The sequence below is a fragment of the Hymenobacter jejuensis genome (assembly GCF_006337165.1).
Lineage (GTDB): Bacteria > Bacteroidota > Bacteroidia > Cytophagales > Hymenobacteraceae > Hymenobacter > Hymenobacter jejuensis.
Genome location: NZ_CP040896.1, coordinates 584900 through 604352 on the forward strand (window position 1 = coordinate 584900; position 19453 = coordinate 604352).

The 19453-nt window shown below is 58.2% G+C and carries 14 protein-coding genes and 1 tRNA gene; 5 read left to right on the plus strand and 10 right to left on the minus strand.

Annotated features, from left to right (window positions below; translation table 11 throughout):
- Positions 1-121: 121 nt before the first annotated feature.
- The 3 genes from FHG12_RS02150 to FHG12_RS02160 form a co-directional block, all read right to left on the minus strand.
- Positions 122-886: a LytR/AlgR family response regulator transcription factor gene (locus FHG12_RS02150; RefSeq protein WP_139514052.1), complete on the minus strand. Its 765-nt coding sequence runs from the start codon at positions 884-886 to the stop codon at positions 122-124.
- Positions 867-1556, minus strand: a complete 690-nt coding sequence (locus tag FHG12_RS02155; RefSeq protein WP_165699278.1) for a sensor histidine kinase — start codon at positions 1554-1556, stop codon at positions 867-869. The genes FHG12_RS02150 and FHG12_RS02155 overlap by 20 nt, the downstream gene beginning before the upstream one ends.
- Positions 1557-1720: 164 nt before the next feature.
- Positions 1721-2128, minus strand: coding sequence for a hypothetical protein (locus FHG12_RS02160; protein WP_139514054.1), 408 nt, complete (start codon positions 2126-2128; stop codon positions 1721-1723).
- Positions 2129-2248: 120 nt separating this feature from the next.
- Here FHG12_RS02160 and FHG12_RS02165 point away from each other — a divergent pair, with 120 nt between their 5' ends.
- A complete protein-coding gene (locus FHG12_RS02165; protein ID WP_139514055.1) occupies positions 2249-3379 on the plus strand; it encodes a flavin-containing monooxygenase in 1131 nt (376 codons plus the stop codon).
- A 98-nt stretch (positions 3380-3477) separates the two neighbouring features.
- On the opposite strand, the gene FHG12_RS02170 is transcribed toward FHG12_RS02165, so the two are convergent.
- From FHG12_RS02170 to FHG12_RS02185, 4 genes are all read right to left on the minus strand, one after another.
- Positions 3478-5712 (minus strand): xanthine dehydrogenase family protein molybdopterin-binding subunit, encoded by a 2235-nt coding sequence (locus FHG12_RS02170; protein WP_139514056.1) that lies wholly within the window; start codon positions 5710-5712, stop codon positions 3478-3480.
- Positions 5713-5728: 16 nt separating this feature from the next.
- The gene (locus tag FHG12_RS02175) at positions 5729-6712 is read right to left on the minus strand and encodes an FAD binding domain-containing protein (protein WP_139514057.1); all 984 of its coding nucleotides are present in this window, start codon (positions 6710-6712) and stop codon (positions 5729-5731) included.
- Entirely contained in the window at positions 6709-7335 is a 627-nt protein-coding gene (locus FHG12_RS02180) for a (2Fe-2S)-binding protein (RefSeq protein WP_165699279.1), read from the minus strand. Before FHG12_RS02180 ends, FHG12_RS02175 begins: the two co-directional genes overlap by 4 nt.
- A gap of 359 nt (positions 7336-7694) precedes the next feature.
- Positions 7695-8762: an SDR family oxidoreductase gene (locus FHG12_RS02185; RefSeq protein ID WP_139514059.1), complete on the minus strand. Its 1068-nt coding sequence runs from the start codon at positions 8760-8762 to the stop codon at positions 7695-7697.
- Between the two features lie 318 nt (positions 8763-9080).
- Between FHG12_RS02185 and FHG12_RS02190 the strand changes: the two genes are divergently transcribed.
- A complete protein-coding gene (locus FHG12_RS02190) occupies positions 9081-9293 on the plus strand; it encodes a hypothetical protein (RefSeq protein ID WP_139514060.1) in 213 nt (70 codons plus the stop codon).
- A gap of 183 nt (positions 9294-9476) precedes the next feature.
- Here the strand turns inward: FHG12_RS02190 and FHG12_RS02195 are convergent, their stop codons facing one another.
- The gene (locus FHG12_RS02195) at positions 9477-10709 is read right to left on the minus strand and encodes an NADP-dependent isocitrate dehydrogenase (protein WP_139514061.1); all 1233 of its coding nucleotides are present in this window, start codon (positions 10707-10709) and stop codon (positions 9477-9479) included.
- A 462-nt stretch (positions 10710-11171) separates the two neighbouring features.
- Here FHG12_RS02195 and FHG12_RS02200 point away from each other — a divergent pair, with 462 nt between their 5' ends.
- Complete coding sequence (locus tag FHG12_RS02200; protein ID WP_230471259.1) at positions 11172-12308, plus strand: formylglycine-generating enzyme family protein; 1137 nt, start codon at positions 11172-11174, stop codon at positions 12306-12308.
- A 12-nt stretch (positions 12309-12320) separates the two neighbouring features.
- Here the strand turns inward: FHG12_RS02200 and FHG12_RS02205 are convergent, their stop codons facing one another.
- Positions 12321-13934, minus strand: coding sequence for an arylsulfatase (locus FHG12_RS02205; protein ID WP_139514062.1), 1614 nt, complete (start codon positions 13932-13934; stop codon positions 12321-12323).
- 461 nt (positions 13935-14395) lie between these two features.
- Between FHG12_RS02205 and FHG12_RS02210 the strand changes: the two genes are divergently transcribed.
- Complete coding sequence (locus tag FHG12_RS02210; protein ID WP_165699280.1) at positions 14396-17890, plus strand: malectin domain-containing carbohydrate-binding protein; 3495 nt, start codon at positions 14396-14398, stop codon at positions 17888-17890.
- Positions 17891-18037: 147 nt separating this feature from the next.
- Positions 18038-19111 (plus strand): serine hydrolase domain-containing protein, encoded by a 1074-nt coding sequence (locus FHG12_RS02215; protein WP_139514064.1) that lies wholly within the window; start codon positions 18038-18040, stop codon positions 19109-19111.
- Positions 19112-19342: 231 nt separating this feature from the next.
- Here FHG12_RS02215 and FHG12_RS02220 read toward each other — a convergent pair.
- Positions 19343-19419, minus strand: a tRNA-Ile gene (locus FHG12_RS02220).
- Between the last annotated feature and the right edge of the window lie 34 nt (positions 19420-19453).

Sequence of the window (19453 nt, forward strand, 5' to 3'; positions counted from 1 at the left end):
AAAAGACGGCGGTCAGCCCCAAACGTGCGCCGGATGTAGACGCGATTACACACAAAACCGGCCGCACCGGCTGCTAACAGCAACGGTACGGCCGGCCCAAAACCCAGCCTGCACCCTAGCCTCAGGCGCCGAGCCACTGCTTGAAAGCCGCCGCCCGGCTGCTGCTGACAAACACGTCTTCGTGGGCGGCCGGATTCACGAGCAGGTACAAGCGGCCTTTTAAGTACGGCTTTACCTCGCTCACCGCGTTGATGTGCACCAGAAATTGCCGGTTGACGCGAAAAAACAACTGCTTATCCAACTGTTCTTCCAGCTGGTCGAGGGTGAAATTGAGAATAAACCTTTTCTTCTCGTTTGTCACCAAAAAAACCACCGCATCTTCCGCTTGAAAATACGCAATGTCGTGCAACTGCACCACCTTAATGCTTTGTCCATTTTTCACCAGAAAACGTGAGCGCAGCTGTGGTTGCGGCCCCTGAAGCGACCGCAATAACCCCTGCAATTTTCCTAAGCCATCGGCGAGGTAATGTTGTTTCGATTCTTCGTATTTGCGCAGCGCATGTGCCACGTCTTCCCGCCTTACCGGCTTTAGCAAATAATCGACGCTGTTTACTTTGAAAGCCTCAATTGCATATTGGTTATAGGCCGTCGTGAAAATAATCGGGCATTTCATTTCTACTTGGCTAAATATGTCGAAGCTGCTGCCGTCTGAAAGGTGAATATCACAGAAAATCAGGTCCGGCGCTTGGTGCGTGGAAAGCCACTCTACTGCTTCTTCCACCGAGCCCAGCGTGGCGAGCAGATCGGTATCCGGGCGCACAGCCCGGATCATGTCGGCCAGGATGTCGGCCGCAAATTGCTCATCCTCAATAAGTAGCGTCTTCATAACGGTCAAGGGGTAGCAAGGGAAGGACTACGCGGAAGGTCTGGGCAGTTTTTTCGATGCGCACGGGTCGGTCGCTCAGGTAGCGGTATCGGCTGATGATGTTGTTCAGCCCCACTTTGGTTGAGGTGACGGGGGTAGTGCGCGGCTGCAAATCGTTTTCGACAATTACGCTGTCATTTTCGGCGTAAATACGGATTTGCAACGGTTTTTTAGTTGTGGAGCCGTTGTGCTTAATGGCATTCTCAATCAGCATTTGCAGCGCCGCCGACGGCAGGGCTTTCGACATACTTTCGGGCGGCAAGTTGATCTGAAATTGCAGCTTGTTGCCTAATCGCGTCTGCATCAAGAAGATATATGCTTCTACCAGTTGCAGTTCGTCCTGGAGCGTCACGACGGGCTTGGCGCTGTTGTCCAGCGTCAGGCGGTACACGGTAGAAAGCTGATTCAGAAAGTCGCTGGCCTGCTGCTGATCTTTATAGATCAGGGAGTTGAGCACGTTTAGGCTGTTGAACAGGAAATGCGGATCTACCTGATTTTTAAGCAGTTCTAGTTGCGCTTTAAAGTTTTCTTTTTGCAGTTGCTCAGCCCGCAACAACTCCTGCTGCAATTGCGCTTTGGTATTTTCGCGCTCCACGAAATAATAAAAAAAGAGCGATATAATACTGCTCACGAAAAAAGCCAAGCGCACCCGCATCGGCGATATTTCGACATGAAAGCGAAATAGTTTTATAATCAGAAGGTAGGGCAGAAAAATAAAGAAAAAGCAGATGATAAAGTTATTTAAAAAGGCAACAAGACCTTCAATAACTAATTTTTGAAAAGGCGAAAGAGCATTCAGGCTCTTTTTTTAAAAAAAGAAGCTATTTGCCCATTCGACCAGAATATGACTAACAAATAAACAAATACCAGTCCTAGTTCAATTACTATTCCGCGGTCGAAAATCCAGATGGTGCCGAGGTTAATAAAAACGAAAGTGTAATAAAATGCGATTGCCGTTAGGGCAGCTCTGCCAATGGTTTTGAAGATGGGCGCCTGTAACATTCGCATCAGAGTGCAGCCTAAAAAGTACCTGGGAAGGTAAGAAGTGAGGTTGTATTTGCCGACTCGCACTTGATCGTTGCGCAAGCCGCCCCAAGATGCAGACAACTGCGGAGCGCCGGCAACCCCAAAGCCAATGAAACCGGATAATACAGCGCTGAAAGCCGCAAAATCACCCTCGAAATAAGCAGTGCTACTGGTCAAAACTTACTACATTATACCAGTCAGCCGATCTGCCGTAGCGGGCCGGCACGCTGCCGGTTAGTTTGCACCCGGTGCATCGAAACCGGTAATTGGGCAGCTCCTCTCCTCTTTCTACCTTTTATGGAAACGACACGGACGCTGATCATTGGGGCCAGTGTGGCGGGGTTGGCGGCGGCCGCCTGTTTGCAGCAACTTGGCCTCGACTACCTCATTCTCGAAAAAGAGGCGTGCGCGGCGGCCCCGTGGCGGCGGCACTACGAGCGGCTGCATCTGCACACCGATAAGGGCCTGTCGCAGTTGCCGTACAAACCGTTTCACCGCGCCGTTCCTCGTTATCCGAGCCGTGAGCAGGTGGTGGCGTATTTGGAGGCGTATCGGCAACAGTTTAGCATCGAGCCCCGCTTCCATACCGAAGTAAAATCGCTCCGCAGAGAGGGCGACGGGTGGATTGCCCAGACTACCCAAGGCACTTTCCGCACGGCTTATGTGATCATGGCTACCGGAGCATACGGAACGCCCAAAACCCTGAACGTCAAAGGATTAAATACATTTCCAGGAAAAATCATCCACAGCGCCGCTTACCAAACCGGCCGCGACTTTCAGGGGCAGCGCGTGTTGGTGATCGGGTTTGGCAACTCAGCGGGCGACATAGCCGTGGATTTGCACGAACACGGGGCCATGCCCGCAATGGCCGTGCGCGCGCCGGTCAACGTGATTCCGCGTGACCTGCTGGGCATTCCCATTCTGCGCGTAAGCATTCTGTTGTCGAAGTTACCGGCCCGGGTCGCCGACGCTTTGGCGGCTCCTTTGCTGCGTTTTTTGGTGGGTGACATCACCAAACTGGGCCTGCAAAAAAGACCAGACGGGCCGTTTGCCCAAATTCAGCTCGAAGGGAAAATTCCGCTTCTCGACTGCGGCACGCTCCACCACATCCGGCAAGGAAATATCGCCATTTACCCCGGCCTCGACTATTTTGAGGGAGCCATCGCGCATTTTTCCGACGGCCAGCAGGCGCCCTTTGACGCCGTAGTGGCGGCCGTGGGCTACGAGCCAAGCGCCCCCAACTGGCTTGTGGTGTCCCCAAATCGGGCGGCGGATTTGAAACGCCAGCTGAAGCACCAACGGTATTTTGGCCACGAGGGCTTGTATGGGTGTGGGTGGTACGTGGGCCCGACCGGCCTATTCCGCGAGATTGGCTTCGAGGCCCAAGCCATCGCGCAGGACATTGCCCAGAAAGACAAGCCGAAGTAAGCACCAAACAAGCATTTCACACAGCCAAAAAGCCTCTTCATAACACATTGATAATAAATGTGTTATGAAGAGGCTTTTCTATACCAACCAAGCTTTGCCTAGACTAGCTTATCGGGGGTGATGGGCAATTCGCGCACGCGCTTGCCGGTAGCGTTGAACACGGCATTGGCGATGGCCGGGGCCACACCGATCGTGGCGATTTCGCCGATCCCCTTCGTGCCCAGCGCGTTGACGTGGAAGTCGGGCTGATTCACAAAAGCAACCTGCACATCGGGCGAGTCGGCATGAACCGGTACGTGGTAGTCGGCGAAGTCCTTGGTGACGTAGCGGCCGAAGCGGTCGTCGATGATGGCGTGCTCCATCAGGGCCATGCCGATGCCACCGACGGCGCCACCTTTCATTTGGTTGCCGGCGGTTTTCTCATTGATGATGGTGCCCGCATCGGCACAAGAAACCAGCTTGCTGACCCGCACCTCGCCGGTGAGCACGTGTACCCGTACCTCGGCAAAATGCACCGAAAACGAGTACATGGAGTACTTCTGGCCCGCGTCGTCGGGTTTGGCTTCTACGGCCACAGCCGTGGCGCCCGCCTGCTTCAGCAAGTCAGCGTAGGGCACGCGGGCTGCAGCGTTACCGGCCAGCGTGAGGTAGCCATCCGCCAGGTTTATGTCTTCCGTTTTGGCTGAGGCGAAGGTTGCGTTGCCGGACGCTGCCAATCCGCGCAGTTTGTCTTTGAGCGCCAGGCAGGCCTGCTGCGTGGCCGGGCCTACGCTGTTTACGGTGGAGGAGCCGCCCTGCGTACCGGCCTTGGGAAAGGACGAGTTGCCCAACTCAAACCGGATTTTCTGCGGGTCCAGGCCCAGGGTGTCGGCCGCAATCTGCGTCATCGCGGTGCCGGTGCCGGGGCCGATGTCGGTGGTGGCGCACTGTAGCAAGACGGTGCCATTGGCCAGCAATTGCGCGCCCACGGTGGCCGCGCCGCGGTGCGCGCCAAACGTGCCAACGCCCATGCCGTAGCCCACCAGCCAGTCGCCGTCGCGTACGGAGCCGGGTTCGAGCTTCCGCTTGTTCCAGCCAATGCGTTCAGCACCAAGTTGATAACACTCTTTCAAAAACTTAGTACTCCAGGGTTTTTCTTTTTCCGGGTCCTGGTCGGTGTAGTTGCGCAGCCGGAATTCGAGCGGGTCGAGCTTCAGCAAGTGGGCCATTTCATCCATGGCCGACTCCAGGGCAAATGCACCGGTCGCTTCGCCGGGGCCGCGCATCCAGATGGGGGAGTTTATGTCGAGGGCCGCCAGGCGGTAGCGGGTGGTGAGGTTAGGCGAGGCGTACATCATGCGCGTCTGCGCCAGCGTCGATTCGGTAAACTCCTCGAAGGACGAGGTCTGGCCGATGCTCTCGTGCGTGATGGCCGTGATTTTACCGTCGGCGGTAGCGCTCATGCCGATTTTCTGCCAGGTGTAAGGCCGGTAACCTACCATGGTAAACATCTGCTCGCGGGTCAGCATCAGCTTCACCGGGCGGTTTACCACCTTGGCGGCAATAATGGCGGCTGACTCGTGGGGCCAGCTGTGCAGGGCGTTGCCAAACGCCCCGCCCACAAAGGTGGCAATCACCTTCACGTTTTCCTCGGGCAACCCCCACTCTTTGGCGAAGTCGCGCCGCGTAGCCATGGTGCCTTGCGTCTTGTCGTAAATGGTCAGGCGGTCAGGTGCTTCCCAGTGCGCCGTGATGGCTTGCAGCTCCATGGGGTGGTGCACCTCGGTCGGAATGACGTACTCTTGTTCCAGCTTAATGGCGCCGGTCTTGTACGCATCCGCCTGGCCCCGCTGGTAGTCGTTCATCGGCGACTTCGGATTCTTCTTGGCCGAAGTGGGCAAAAATGCCTGCGAGGCATTGGCTTCCAGATTGGTCTGGTGCTTTTCCGGCGCGTATTGCCCCTTCACCAATCCGGCAGCAAAGCGTGCTCGCTCCAGCGTGTCGGCCACCACGATGGCAATGGGCTGGTCGTTGAAGCGGATTTTATCGTCGTGAAATATCTTAATCGGCCCGCCCGCCGTGGCTGGCTGCGAGGGGTCCTTGCCCGCTGTGTCGAAGCCCGGCACTTTGGGCGAGTTAAAATGGGTGATGACGGCCAGCACGCCCGGTGCACGTTCGGCGGCCTTGGTATCGACGCCCGTAATGCGGCCTTTGGTAACGGTGCTGCCCACGAGTACGGCGTAGGTGATGCCCGGTAGCTGGTATTCGGCCGAATAAGTGGCCGCGCCAGTCACTTTCAGGCGGCCGTCCACCCGGTTCATCGGCGCTCCGATTTGCTTTTCTGGTGTTTTCATAACAAAAGTCGGAGAGTTAAGCCGCAGCGGCAGTTTTGAGGGCCTGCACAATGGCGTTGGGACCCAGCTTCAGCTTGTATGCGTTGTACTTAAAGGCTTTGGCGCCCTGCATGGCAACGGCCGCGGCCTGCCGGAACGTTTCTTCGGTGGCCGGCTTGCCGACCAACGCCTGCTCGGCCGCCGTGAGGCGCCAGGGCTTGTGGGCCACGCCGCCCATCGCCAGGCGCGCCGCTTTGATGTTGTTGCTGCCGTCGATATCGAGCGCCGCGGCTACGGAGAGTAACGCGAAGGCATAGCTGGCCCGCTCGCGCACTTTCTGGTAGTGCACGTGCTTGGTGAAGGGTCCGTCGGGCACGTCCACGGCCGTTATCAGCTCGCCGGGCTCTAGGTTGGTGTCCTTTTCGGGCGTGTTGCCGGGCAAGCGGTGGAAGTCCGCGAACGGAATGCTGCGGTTGCCCTTGGGGCCGCTTACTTGCACCACGGCATCCAGCGCCACCAGGGCCACGCTCATGTCGGACGGGTGCACGGCAATGCACTTGTCCGAAAAGCCGAAGATGGCGTGCATGCGGTTTACGCCTTCCAATGCGCCACAGCCGGTGCCGGGCTGGCGCTTGTTGCAAGGCATGGTGGTGTCGTAGAAATAAGCGCAGCGGGTGCGCTGGAGCATGTTGCCGCCCACCGTGGCCATGTTGCGCAGTTGGGGCGAGGCGCCGGCGTTCAGGGCCAGGGCCAGCAGGGGCTGCTTCTCACGCACTTGCCGGTCCTCGGCCACGGCCGAGTTCAGGGCCAGCGCGCCGATACGCAAGCTGTTATTCTGCTGCTCTATCTTGTTCAGGGGCAGGCGGTTGATGTCGACCAGCTTGTGGGGCGTCATCACGCCGCGCTTCATCAAATCGACCAAGTTGGTGCCGCCGGCGATGAATTTGGCAGTTGGGTCCTTGGCTACCGCGTCAATGGCAGCTTGCTGCTTGCTAGGGCGGACGTATTGGAACGGGTTCATACCTTTTGGCCTCCTTTTTTCACGTCCTGAATGGCCGCCACAATGTTTGAGTAAGCCCCGCAGCGGCAGATGTTGCCGCTCATAAACTCCCGGATTTCGCTTTCCGAGCCGGCGTGGCCTTCGCGCACGCACGCCACGGCCGACATAATCTGGCCCGGGGTGCAGTAGCCGCACTGAAAGCCGTCGTGCTTCACAAAGGCTTCCTGCATGGGGTGTAGCTTGTCACCCTCGGCTAGGCCCTCAATGGTGGTAATTTCCTTGCCTTCGTGCATCACGGCGAAGCTCAGGCAGCTGTTCACGCGCTGGCCATCGACGTGCACGGTGCAGGCGCCGCACTGGCCGTAGTCGCAGCCCTTTTTGGTACCGGTGAGGTGGAGGTTTTCGCGCAGCAGGTCGAGCAGCGTGGTGCGCGGCTCGACGGAGAGCTTGACCTTTTGGCCGTTGACTTTCAGATTCAACGGGACTTTCTCGAAGGCGTCGGCGACGCGCTCGTCGAGCTGGGCCGCGGCAGCCGACACCACCGGGCCGGGCACCAAGGCAAAGGCGGTGAGCAGAGACGATTGTTTGAGAAACGTGCGCCGGTTTTCGTCGTGGTTCGCCGGCACGTCCGGTTCAGGATTCATAGCCATAGGAAAAAAGTATAAAGTGGGCGAGCAACCCGAGCATCAACTACTTACAAGCGCCAGCAGAAGGGCCTCACAGGGCTATTGCAGTAGCGTTCGCAATGCCGGAGGCCAACCAACGGTCGGGTATACGGTAAAAATAACACCTTCCGGCTTTACGGCGCTCGTTGCTTATCAAAAGCCCGGAAGTAAGGTGTTTGTTGGGCGATGTAAATGGCATTCCAAATGAATTCTACATAACGCCCTCATAATCAATGCATTATGTTTCACGGCTTTTTATGATCGAAAGGCACCATTGCCCGAAGTCCGCCGCAGACTACGCTGCCGCGCCCTTTCGGAGTATATGAGTGATGTGGAGGTTACGGAATAAGTCGGTCGGAGCGCAGCTGGGCAAACAGGTCAAAAAACGAGTCTTCGGTGCGCTGGTAAACCGTAAAGCCGCGCTGGCGGCTGTTGGCCATGTCGGTCATTACCTCAATGGGCCGGCCCAGATCCAGGTCGGTATGCCACGGCGAGGCCAGGCGGCTTAGCTCAGGCTCGACGAGGCCGTGCTGGGCGGCGATGCTACGCCACAGATCGGCATCCTGCGCCATTTCGGCTTCCAATGGGTGAATGGTGCCATCGAAGCCCACGGGCTCGACGCCAAACCAATCGGCCAGCCGGCCCCACAACCAGCTCCACCGGAAAATATCGCCGTTGACGACGTTGTAGGCTTCGTTGCGGGCAGCTTCGGTGGTAGCGGCCCATACCAACTGCTTGGCAATCACGCGGGCGTCGGTCACGTCGGAAAGGCCTTCCCACTGCGCCTGCGAGCCGGGCCAGCGAAACGGCCGGCCGGTTTCCTTGCAGATGCTAGCGTACACGGCCAGCGTGGTGCCCAGGTTCATGAGGTTGCCCACGGCCTTCCCGATGATGGTGTGCGGGCGGTGAATGCTCCAGGTAAAGCCGTCGCGGGCCGCCGCGGCGTACACTTCGTCTTCCTGCGCGTAGTAAAAGTTGTCGAGCGCCAGCCGCGGCTGCGATTCGCGCAGGGGCGTGGGCGGCGCAACACCTCCGCTCACGTAGGCCTCAAACGGCCCGAGATAGTGCTTAAGCCCAGTGACCAAAGCCACATGTTGCACCGAGCCTTTGGGCGAAAGCACCGTCAGCAGATTGCGCACCATGGCGCTGTTCACCCGGATGTTTTCCACCTCCGTGTCGTTGCGCATCCAGCTCGTGATGAATACGTGCGTGGGTTTTAGATCGGCTAGCGCCGTTTCGAGGCTAGTTACGTCGAGCAAATCGGCGGCTATTGGTTGCAGGCCGGCCAGCTCGGTGCGCGGGTTTCGGGCCAACCCGAAGGTCGCCCAGCCGTTGGCCAAGAGCTCTTGGGCTAGGTTGCTGCCAATGATGCCGCTGGCGCCGACTACTAGAGCTATGTTATTCATAATGAAATGATTGCGTTTTGATAAAAATTGGGCTGCGCTACCTGCATCTGCAAGGTCACCGGCCCCCGCGAAGTGCAGAGTGCCTCCGGACAGCGACCGTTGGGAAAAGGGCTATACGCTAGATCAGCACCTACAGTCAGGTAAAACAGTGTATTGGCAATCCTTAGCCGGCGGGCATAGGCATTTGGGAGCGTAAAAACCACCTACCGGAAGGTAACCCCAAGCGCTTGCGCTGCGTTGCCAAGGCCATATCTGCCGCAACAGCCACCTGCCCCTGCCCTTGTTGCAACGTGCAGCTTCTTCTTGCTTTTATGTCTTATGAATCCTTTCATCGAAGTCATCACCCTTGCGGGCTACCAAGTGTTGGTCAACTCGCACAGCATTGCCTTGATTGCGGCTACGGATGGGCATACTACACTCCGGCTCACTACGTTTGCGGGGCCCCAACAACAGGATGAAATCCATACGGCGGAGAGCGTGCAGAGCCTCAAGCACAAAATTCGCCACGCCCTGACACCGACTACAGCTTAAGGAGTTGCTGCAAAGCGGGTAAGCCAGCCACGCGAGGGCATTCTCGTGCCCCCTTACGCGGGCCTTTCTGCTCGTTTCGCCGATACGCTGCTAGCAACCCTTTTGCAGGAACCAACCGCCCGAAAAAAAGCAAGCCCATCCGATGATCGGATGGGCTTGCGGTATGCGTCGCTTCGGCGGCTTTTAGTTAGCCAGCTTGCGTTTCAAGGTTTCGTCGAGGGCTTCCAGAAACTCCTCGGTGTAGAGGTAGTCCCGGCCGTGCTCCACCTTGTTGCCGTGGATGCAGACGGCCAAGTCTTTGGTCATCTTGCCGCTTTCCACGGTTTCGATGCATACGGCTTCCAGGGTTTTGCAGAAGTTGATCAGCTCCTGGTTGCCATCGAGAAGCCCGCGGAATTCCAGCCCGCGCGTCCAGGCGAAGATGGATGCAATGGGGTTGGTAGAGGTTGGTTTGCCGGCCTGGTGGTCGCGGTAGTGGCGTGTTACGGTACCGTGCGCGGCTTCGGCTTCCATGGTGCCGCCGTCGGGCGTTACCAGCGTCGAAGTCATAAGTCCCAGAGAACCAAAACCTTGTGCTACCGTGTCGCTTTGCACGTCGCCGTCGTAGTTTTTGCAGGCCCACACAAAATTGCCGTTCCACTTTAGGGCCGAGGCCACCATGTCGTCGATCAGGCGATGTTCGTAGGTAATGCCGGCTTCCTTGAACTTGGCTTGGTATTCCTGCTCGTAGATTTCCTGAAAGAGGTCTTTGAACCGGCCGTCGTACTTTTTGAGGATGGTGTTTTTCGTCGACAGGTACAAGGGCCAGCCTTTCATCAGAGCCTGATTGAAGCAGGCGTGGGCAAAGCCACGGATCGACTCGTCGGTGTTGTACATGGCCAGCGCCACGCCGTCGCCCTTGAAGTTGAACACCTCGAAGGACTGGGTTTCGCCGCCGTCTTCGGGGGTAAACGTGATGGTGAGCTTGCCTTTGCCTTTGGTTACGAAATCCGTAGCGCGGTATTGGTCACCGAAAGCGTGGCGGCCGATGCAGATGGGGGCCGTCCAGTTGGGCACGAGACGGGGCACGTTGCTCATCACGATAGGCTCCCGGAATACGGTCCCGTCCAGGATGTTGCGGATGGTGCCGTTGGGCGACTTCCACATCTGCTTGAGGTTGAACTCCTTAACGCGCTCCTCATCCGGCGTGATGGTGGCGCACTTGATGCCCACCCCATACTGCCGAATGGCGTTGGCCGCATCGACGGTCACTTGGTCGTTGGTTTCATCGCGGTACTCGATGCCCAGATCGTAGTACTTAATATCCAGGTCCAGATACGGCAGGATCAGCTTGTCCTTGATGAATTTCCAGATGATGCGGGTCATTTCGTCGCCATCCAGCTCCACGACGGGGTTCGTTACCTTGATTTTGTTCATGTTTTCGAAAGGGTTATAGAGGAATGCAAGTTTACCATCTGCGTAGCACAATGATACGGTCTCCGACTTTTCTAGGCTGAAATCAATCTTTCATCGCTAGTTAGCCACCACCTGCCACGAAAAGCATGAGCCATCTTTGCGATCGGGGCGAGTGCCCGGCGCATCAACCGCGTACAAGCCCCCGCTTCGGGGCAGGGCCAGCAGGTAGCGGTGAGCAGCAGTTCTGAGCCCGGCTTAGTTGGGAAGCGCAAGCAGCAAAAACCGTGACCCGGTGAGCAAGGCAGTAGGCAGAACGATGTGCGGGGGATATCGGCATGAAATCGGGAAAGGGAATGCGGGCAAGGGAAGCGTATCTGGCTCTGAACCACATTTCTACCGCCGGAATGTAGTAGCTTTCGGGATTGTAAAGTAGTTTTTGGTGCCGGGTACTCCTACCCACTTTTCTTTGTAGCCTTCGTTTCCATGCCTTGGCCGTGCTTTTTTCGCGGTGCCCCCGCGGTGCTCCTTCTCCTGAGCGGCTGCCACTTTTCGGAGCAGCAACCTTTGGCCGCTGACTCGCCCACCAGCCAGCAAGTGGCCTGCTGTGCGCCCGCGCAGGCAGGACGACCGGGTGGTGCCGCACCAAGCGCAACCGTGGATAAGGATATTCGGCCCGACTCGGCCCAGCCGGCGCACATGGTTCGGATACCCGCTGGCGAGTTCCTGATGGGAACCGATGCCGAAAACAGCTTTGCCAACGAGCGGCCAGCTCACCTGGTGCGGGTGGCAGCTTTCTGGATGGACGAACACGAAGTCACCAACGCCGAGTTTGCCCGTTTTGTAGCCGCCACCGGCTACGTCACCGCCGCCGAACAGCCCGTGGATTGGGAGCAACTGCGGGCACAGCTGCCTCCGGGTACTCCGCGCCCCGGGCCTGAGGCGCTGGCGCCCGGCGCCTTGGTGTTTACGCCCCCGGCGCAGGCCGTGTCGCTCGACGACGTGGCGGCGTGGTGGCGCTGGGTGCCCGGGGCCTCGTGGCGTCACCCCGAAGGGCCTGCTTCTACGTTGCGCGGCCGTGAGCAACACCCGGTAGTGCAGGTTTCGTGGACTGATGCGGCGGCGTATGCGCGCTGGGCCGGCAAACGCCTGCCGACCGAAGCCGAATGGGAGTACGCTGCCCGCGGCGGTTTGGCAGGCAAGCGCTTTGCGTGGGGCAACACGCCGCCCGACGACCGGCACCCGCAAGCCAACATCTGGCAGGGCGATTTTCCGTACCGCAACACCCGCACCGACGGCTTCACGGGCACGGCCCCGGTAAAATCGTTCGCGCCGAACGGGTATGGGCTTTACGACATGGCCGGCAACGTGTGGGAATGGTGCGCCGACTGGTACCGCGCCGATACGCACGTCACGCTCGCCCGCCTCGGCAGTTGCGAAAATCCGCACGGCCCCCAGGCTAGCCTCGATCCCGACGAGCCCGCCACTCCCAAGCGCGTCACCAAAGGAGGCTCGTTTCTCTGCCACGTAAGCTACTGCGAAAGCTACCGCCCCAGTGCCCGCCGCGGCAGCGACCCCGCTGCCGGCCTTAGCCACGTAGGGTTTCGTTGCGTGCGGCCATAGTCTTCGCGGGCATTACTCGCCTCCTTTTTCCTTGGCTATCTGCGCAAACGGGATGACGCCTACGCGGGCAGCCCATTTATCGTAGAGGGCGGACAACTCCTGTACTTTCCGCGGATTGCTGGCACTCAGATCGTTGAGCTCCGAGCGGTCGGCCTGGATGTCGTACAGCTGCCAGGTGTTGGCGGGGTATTCAGAGACCAGCTTCCACTTGCCCTGACGCACGGCGCGGTTGCCTTCGTGCTCGAAAAACAGCGCCTGATGCCCCTGCCAAGATTGGCCCTTCAGCACCGGCACCAAGCTAATGCCTTCGGTGGGAGTAATGGGAGTGTTTTTATATGACTTAGGATACGCCACGCCGGCCAGATCCAAGCAGGTGGCCATCAGGTCGATGAGGTGACCGGGCTGGGCGACGGTGCGCCCCGGCTGCACAATGCCGGGGCCGTAGGCGATGAAGGGCGTGGCTGTGCCGCCTTCGTATTCCCAGTGCTTGAACAGGCGGAAAGGAGCATTACTGACGTTGGCACCAGCAAATTCGTACGAAGTAAACGAAGTCGGGTCACTAGACGGCTTGCGGCTGGCTTCCAAAATTTCGGGCCGAAAACCGGGCCCTTTGATGCTCTCGTTGCTGCCTCCGTTATCCGACAAAAACAGGATGACGGTATTCTGATCTTGGCCCAGCTCGCGCAGCGTCTGGCGCAATCGCCCGATGTTTTGGTCCATGCGGTCAATCATGGCCGCATAAACGGCCATTTTATCGTCCCAGCGTTCTTTTTCTTCCTGGCTCAGCGTTTCCCACGCCGGCACGTGCGCATCACGAGGCGAGAGACGCGTGGTGGCACTGATGATGCCCAGCTGCTGCAAGCGCCGGAAGCGTTCTTCGCGCAGCTTGTCCCAGCCCATCATAAAACGGCCTTTGTACTTGGCGATGTCGGCGGGCAGTGCTTGCAACGGCCAATGCGGGGCTTGGTAAGCTAAGTACAGGAAAAATGGCTTACCGGATAACTTACTGTCTTTCAGAAACTTAATGGAGTAGTCCGTATAGGCATCCGTGGAGTAATAGCCGGGCCCAGGCGTGTAGGGCTGGTTGTCAAGGGCCAGGGTCAGCTGCTGATTTGGCCGGTACGGATAGGTGGCAAAATAGCTGCTGGCCCCATCAATCAGCCCAAAATAATGGTCGAAGCCGCGCTGGGTGGGCCAGTGCTCGGGGGCCTGCCCTACGTGCCATTTGCCTCCCATAAACGTGTTGTAGCCCCCGCTTTTCAGGGCTTCGGCGATGGTCACACAGCGGTTGTTCAGGTAGCCCTGGTAGGCGGGCTGCGACCGCGTGTTCACCATGTCTCCTACTCCGGCCTGGTGCTGGTAGAGGCCCGTCAGCAGCGAGGCACGGCTTGGGCAGCAACGCGACGCATTGTAAAACTGGGTCATTTTCAGCCCTCCCTGCGCCATCGCGTCGAGGTTGGGCGTCTGCGTTGTCGAGCCAAAGCAGCCGATGTCCGAGTAGCCCATGTCATCGGCCAGAATGATGATGATGTTGGGCTGCTTCGGTTTGGGGTGCGCTGGCATCAAGCTCAAGAACAAGCCCGCCAGCGGCAACACGATCCACAAAACACCTTTTTTACGCCGCATCGGTCTTACTTTTTGTACTTGAACACTGCAGTTTCCAAGCTCGGGAAAGCAATTTCCTTCCGCAACCTGTACCTACCTGTTCATCCGAAGAGCCTGCCGATTCTACTTGTGCCCGTAGTCGCGGCCCAAACTTTCGCTAGCCGGTTGCTGGTAAATACGCGGGCGTTTCCCCAGGCTGGTGCTTTTTTTCATTAACAGGGACAGTACGCCTTTATTGTTTATAAATACCTGATTCCAAGGTATTTATAAATTAATTTCTTACTAGGACAACAGCTTTCCAATGTCTTGCTCTTACCTAGAGGAATACAAGATGCTAGCAATATTTATATAAATATTTCAACAATAACTATTATTTTTCCATCTAAGCGGTTTAGATTTAACCATACTCCCCGTATGGCGGCGGCTTGCCGGTCTGTGCCGGTTGGCCTATTGTTCACTTCACTTATGCTCCTATGGTTGTTATGGTTACACTTATCCGGACGTTCGTTGTTGCCTCTTCCCTTTCACTGCGTGCGGGATGCATGGGACTGGCGTTGCCGCTGTTTTTGACGATCTCAACAGCCGGCACTGTCCAGGCGCAAGGCCCCACCCCGATCAGTTGGTCGCCCGCCCGCAATGCTCCTTCCGCGCCCCGCACTACTGCGGTGGCCGTGAGCTTCAACCAGGCCTTAAGCAACACTTTCGCCACTCAGCAGGCACTTGTGGTGTTTGGCTCCCAGGCCGGCGGCTTAAAATCGGGCACGCCCTCAGTGAGTGGAAACACGCTTACTTTCCGCCCAACAACGCCCTTCAAACCTGGAGAGACCGTTTTCGCAACCGTAACGACGGGGGTGCAAAACAGCAGCCAGCAGAACTTGGCTCGCCCCTACGCATACCAGTTTACGGCGGCCACGGCGCGCGGCACCGGCTTATTTCGCTCCAATCCCGACGTGCCGCTCAGCAACCCCGCTAGCCTGGCCGTAGGCGACCTCGATGGCGATGGCGACTTGGATCTGGTGTCCGTTAATGCGGTCAGCACGGGCCCCAGCAACACGGTGAGCGTGCGGTTGAATGCCGGAAACGGCACCTTCACTGGAGGCCAAGAAGTGCCCGGCATCGGTCCGGGGAAAATCCTGCTCGGCGACCTCGACGGCGACCACGACCTGGATTTGGTGACCAGTGGGGGTGTGCGCCTGAACAATGGTGGCACGTTTGGCAACCCCGAACCAGCGGGCCTGGGCGGCGCGGCACTCAGCGACGTGGACGGCGATGGCGACCTCGACCTGCTCACCGAAGGCCAGACTACCACCACGCCTACCTCGTCGACGGTCGTGCGGGTGCGGCTCAACAACGGCCACGGGGGCTTCAGTGAAAGCTCTGCTGTGCCCGTGAGCCCCAACGCCTCGACCATTGTGGTGGGCGACGTCAACAACGACGGTGCGCCGGACCTGTTGGCTAGCGGCAGCAACGGCTTCATCGATGTGCGCCTGAACACCGGACGGGGCATGTTTGCCAGCACCGGTCAGCAACTTACCATCGCCACGATGCAAGGAGGCTTGCTGCTGGGCGACGTCGATGGCGATGGCGATCTGGATTTGGTAGCAGCCAATACGGGCAGCACCGTGACGGTGGTGCTCAACGACGGGCAAGGCACTTTCAGCGGCAGCCGGTTCGTGAACTTAGGCTCCTTCGCCGTATTTGCTGCCCTAGGCGACGTGGATGGCGACGGCGACCTTGACTTGCTGGCGGGCGGCTTTCCCAACTCCGTGAGCCTGCGGCGCAACGACGGCTTGGGTAACTTCAGCGGCGACCAGACTTTCGTGGTGCCCGACAGCCCACGCGCCATCGCCGTGGGCGACCTCGACGGCGACGGCACCCTGGATTTTGCGACGGCCAATTCGAGTAGCGGCACAACGGGCTCGGCCAGCATACGCCTGAATCAGGCCGAAGCATCGCTGGCCGCCCGCTACCGGATCAACGCCGGCGGGGGCGCGCTGACTACCTCGCTGGGGGCTTTTGCCGCCGATCAATTTTATGCGCCCGCGCCCGGCAGTACTTATGCGACAAGCGCGGCCATTGCCGGCACCACCGACGATGCGCTCTACCAAACCGAACGCTTTGGCACCAACGGAGTTATGGGTTATGCCCTCCCGGTGGTCAACGGTACGTATATCGTCAAGCTGCACTTTGCTGAACTCTACTGGAGCGCGGCGGATCAGCGGGTCTTTGACGTGAGCGTGGAGGGCAACAAAGTCTTGACAGCCTACGACATCTTCCGGAGAGTAGGTGCCAACACGGCTACCACCGAGTCATTCCCCGTCACCGTCAGCGACGGTACGCTCAACCTCGATTTCTCGTCCCTTAATACCGGTGGCAAGGACAACCCGAAAGTATCTGCTATTGAGATACTTAGCACCACAGCCACTGCACCGCCAGTAGCCAATGCCGGCCCCGACCAAACTATTACGCTGCCCACCAGCAGCGTTACGCTCGCCGGGTCGGGCACGGCGGCTGGCGGCGGTTCCATCAAAAGCTATGCTTGGGCCCAAGTCAGCGGGCCGGCCACGGCCACTTTCAGCAGCAGCACCGCACAGAATCCCACGGTCAGCGGGTTAGCTACGGCCGGCACGTATGTTTTCTCGCTGGTGGTCACCGATAACCAGGACATACCCAGCCCCGCCGACCAAGTGCAGATTACGGTCAACCCCGACCCCACAGGTCCACCCACGGCTGTGTACCGCATCAACGCCGGCGGAGGCGCACTCACTACGTCGCTGGGGGCTTTTGCCGCCGATCAGGCTTTTTCGCCTAGTCCCGGCAACACCTACGCCACTGGTGCAGCGATTGCCGGCACCACCGACGATGCTTTGTACCAAACCGAGCGCTTCGGCACCAACGGCACCTTTGCCTACGCGTTGCCGGTGGCTAACGGCACCTACACCGTCAAGCTACACTTCGCCGAATTGTATTGGAATGCGGCAGGCCAGCGCGTGTTTGACGTGAGCCTGGAAGGCAATAAGGTGTTGACGGCCTACGACATCTTCCAGAAGGTAGGCGCTAACACAGCCGCCGTCGAAACCTTTTCCACTTCCGTCACGGATGGCGTGCTCAACCTTGATTTTACTTCCCTCAACGCCGGCGGCCGGGACAACCCCAAAGTGGCCGCCATCGAAATCCTGGCTGGGCCGGGCAGCAATCCGGCTCCTACAGCGTATCATCTCAACGCCGGCGGGGGCGCGCTGTCCACTTCACTGGGCGCCTTCGCCGCCGATCAGGCGTATGCGCCCGCGCCCGGCAGCACCTACGCCACGAGCGCGCCTATTGCCAATACAAACGACGATGCTTTGTACCAAACCGAACGCTTTGGCACCAACGGCACCTTCGCCTACGCGCTGCCCATCGCCAATGGCTCGTATGCCGTCACGTTGCACTTCGCCGAACTCTACTGGACGGCCGTTGGGCAGCGGGTCTTCGATGTGAATCTGGAAAACGCCCAAGTGCTCACCGCTTACGACATCTACAAGAAAGTAGGCGCCAACACGGCCACGACTGAAACCTTCACGGTAAGTGTCGCCGACGGTGTGCTCAACCTCGACTTTTCTTCCCTCAATGCTGGGGGCAAAGACAACCCCAAAGTGGCCGCCATCGAAGTCGTACCCTCGACGGCCGTAGTCGGCCGCCCGGTGGCACTTGGCCCAGGAGAGGCAGCCGCGGGCCTACAAGTGTTCGAAGCGTATCCTAATCCCTTTGCTGAGCGCGCCACCATTCGCTTCCGGACAACCAAAACGGGCCCCGCCCAACTCCACGTCTACAATGCCCTGGGCCAGCGGGTGGCCACGCTCTTTGAGGGAGTAGCCGAAGTTGGCCATGACTATGAACAAAACCTGTCCGGCACAAACCTACCCGCTGGTGTGTACACGTGCCGCCTACTGCTGAACGGCAACGGACACACGCAACGGCTGCTGCTCGTCAAGTAAGGTTTCACATTCCTGATTCTTACCTCAAAAAAGGTGGTTTTCGCTTGGAAGGCCACCTTTTTTTGAGATAAAACTGATTTTATAATTGTCTCATTTTAAGTATGTTACAAACATCTTACTTTCCACACACCTTTACCTGACGACCTTATGCTTGCGGCCTTCCCCTACTTATCAGTATTGCTGTTTATGCTGCTGAGGGTAGCCGTGTGCCAAGGGCAACAACAAAAGACGCCGGCCGCGCTGGACGCCTACGTGCAGGCGCAAATGAAGCAGTATAAGATTCCGGGCCTGTCGGTTTTGGTGCTGAAAAACGGTAAGGTGCTGAAAAACAAAGGCTACGGCTTGGCCAGCGTAGAATTTGCCGTCCCCACCTCCGACCGCACGGTGTACGCGCTGGCTTCCGTAACCAAGATTTTTACGGCTACTCTCATCATGCAGCTCGTCGAGCAGGGCAAGCTTTCGCTGCAGGATCCTGTGGTCCAATACGTGGACAGCTTGCCGGAAAGTTGGCACACGATAACGATTCGCCACCTACTGAATCATACTTCCGGCATCCGCAATCATTTCATGAACCCCACTTGGGCGACGCTGGAAAAAGCTCACCTCTCGCCCCAACAGGCAGTGGTGAAAGCCGCTGCGGCCCTGCCGCTGGCCTTTCGGCCCGGCGAACAATATGCCTACAGCGTGACGGGGTACCTGCTGCTGGGTATGGTGGTGCAGAAGGTAACTGGTCGTCCCTTCGAGGAATACATCACCCGCACCTTGTTTGCTCCGTTGCATATGCAGCAGACCCAATTTGGGGATTATCGCACGGTCATTCCCAACCGCAGTTCCACAGTATACACCTATCAAAACGGTCCTTTTGAAACCTGGACTTTCACCTACGGCAACGCCGGTTTTACCGCCGCCGGGCTGAATTCGACCACCACCGACTTGGCAAAGTTCTTTACGGCCCTGCACGGCGGCGCGCTGCTCTCGCCAGCCAGCCTCGACAGCCTATTCACTCCGACCCGGCTGCCGAGCGGCCAAATGGTGGACTACGGCTTGGGCTGGGTGATTGAGCACTACCGCGGTCGCACCTGCTACGGCCACGAAGGCGGAGGCTGCGCCTGGGTGAACTACTACCGATCAGAAGGCCTGACCATCGCCGTACTAGCCAACCTAACGGGGTCAAAGGCCGACGCCATCATCAAGGGCATCGCTGATTTTTATTTAAAATAAAGCGCAGTAAGGAATAGTACTTTTTGGCAAGAGCCGTTAATTGAGCACCCGCAGGGCTCCTCCTGTTTTCTCAAGTGAACCTCCACTTTACCGCACGGTATTGCTGCGGCGTTGAGAAGGATCTTATATTGGAATAGCCACTCCGACACAATATCAAATTAACTATCTCACAATCAAATAGTTGTAAACATAAAACCGGACCAAACGCCTTGAAAGACGTTCAATCCGGTTTGGTGGGCCCACTTGGAATCGAACCAAGGACCTACTGATTATGAGTCAGTTGCTCTAACCGATTGAGCTATGGGCCCGGTGCTGAACTTAACCGTAGCGGTTGGTTTCGGC

What these genes read in the sequence shown, in the direction of transcription:
- FHG12_RS02150 (WP_139514052.1), bottom strand. Translation starts at nt 886, where the DNA reads ATGAAGACGCTACTTATTGAGGATGAGCAATTTGCGGCCGACATCCTG.
- FHG12_RS02165 (WP_139514055.1), top strand. Translation starts at nt 2,249, where the DNA reads ATGGAAACGACACGGACGCTGATCATTGGGGCCAGTGTGGCGGGGTTG.
- FHG12_RS02170 (WP_139514056.1), bottom strand. Translation starts at nt 5,712, where the DNA reads ATGAAAACACCAGAAAAGCAAATCGGAGCGCCGATGAACCGGGTGGAC.
- FHG12_RS02175 (WP_139514057.1), bottom strand. Translation starts at nt 6,712, where the DNA reads ATGAACCCGTTCCAATACGTCCGCCCTAGCAAGCAGCAAGCTGCCATT.
- FHG12_RS02180 (WP_165699279.1), bottom strand. Translation starts at nt 7,335, where the DNA reads ATGAATCCTGAACCGGACGTGCCGGCGAACCACGACGAAAACCGGCGC.
- FHG12_RS02185 (WP_139514059.1), bottom strand. Translation starts at nt 8,762, where the DNA reads ATGAATAACATAGCTCTAGTAGTCGGCGCCAGCGGCATCATTGGCAGC.
- FHG12_RS02190 (WP_139514060.1), top strand. Translation starts at nt 9,081, where the DNA reads ATGAATCCTTTCATCGAAGTCATCACCCTTGCGGGCTACCAAGTGTTG.
- FHG12_RS02195 (WP_139514061.1), bottom strand. Translation starts at nt 10,709, where the DNA reads ATGAACAAAATCAAGGTAACGAACCCCGTCGTGGAGCTGGATGGCGAC.
- FHG12_RS02200 (WP_230471259.1), top strand. Translation starts at nt 11,172, where the DNA reads ATGCCTTGGCCGTGCTTTTTTCGCGGTGCCCCCGCGGTGCTCCTTCTC.
- FHG12_RS02205 (WP_139514062.1), bottom strand. Translation starts at nt 13,934, where the DNA reads ATGCGGCGTAAAAAAGGTGTTTTGTGGATCGTGTTGCCGCTGGCGGGC.
- FHG12_RS02210 (WP_165699280.1), top strand. Translation starts at nt 14,396, where the DNA reads ATGGTTACACTTATCCGGACGTTCGTTGTTGCCTCTTCCCTTTCACTG.
- FHG12_RS02215 (WP_139514064.1), top strand. Translation starts at nt 18,038, where the DNA reads ATGCTTGCGGCCTTCCCCTACTTATCAGTATTGCTGTTTATGCTGCTG.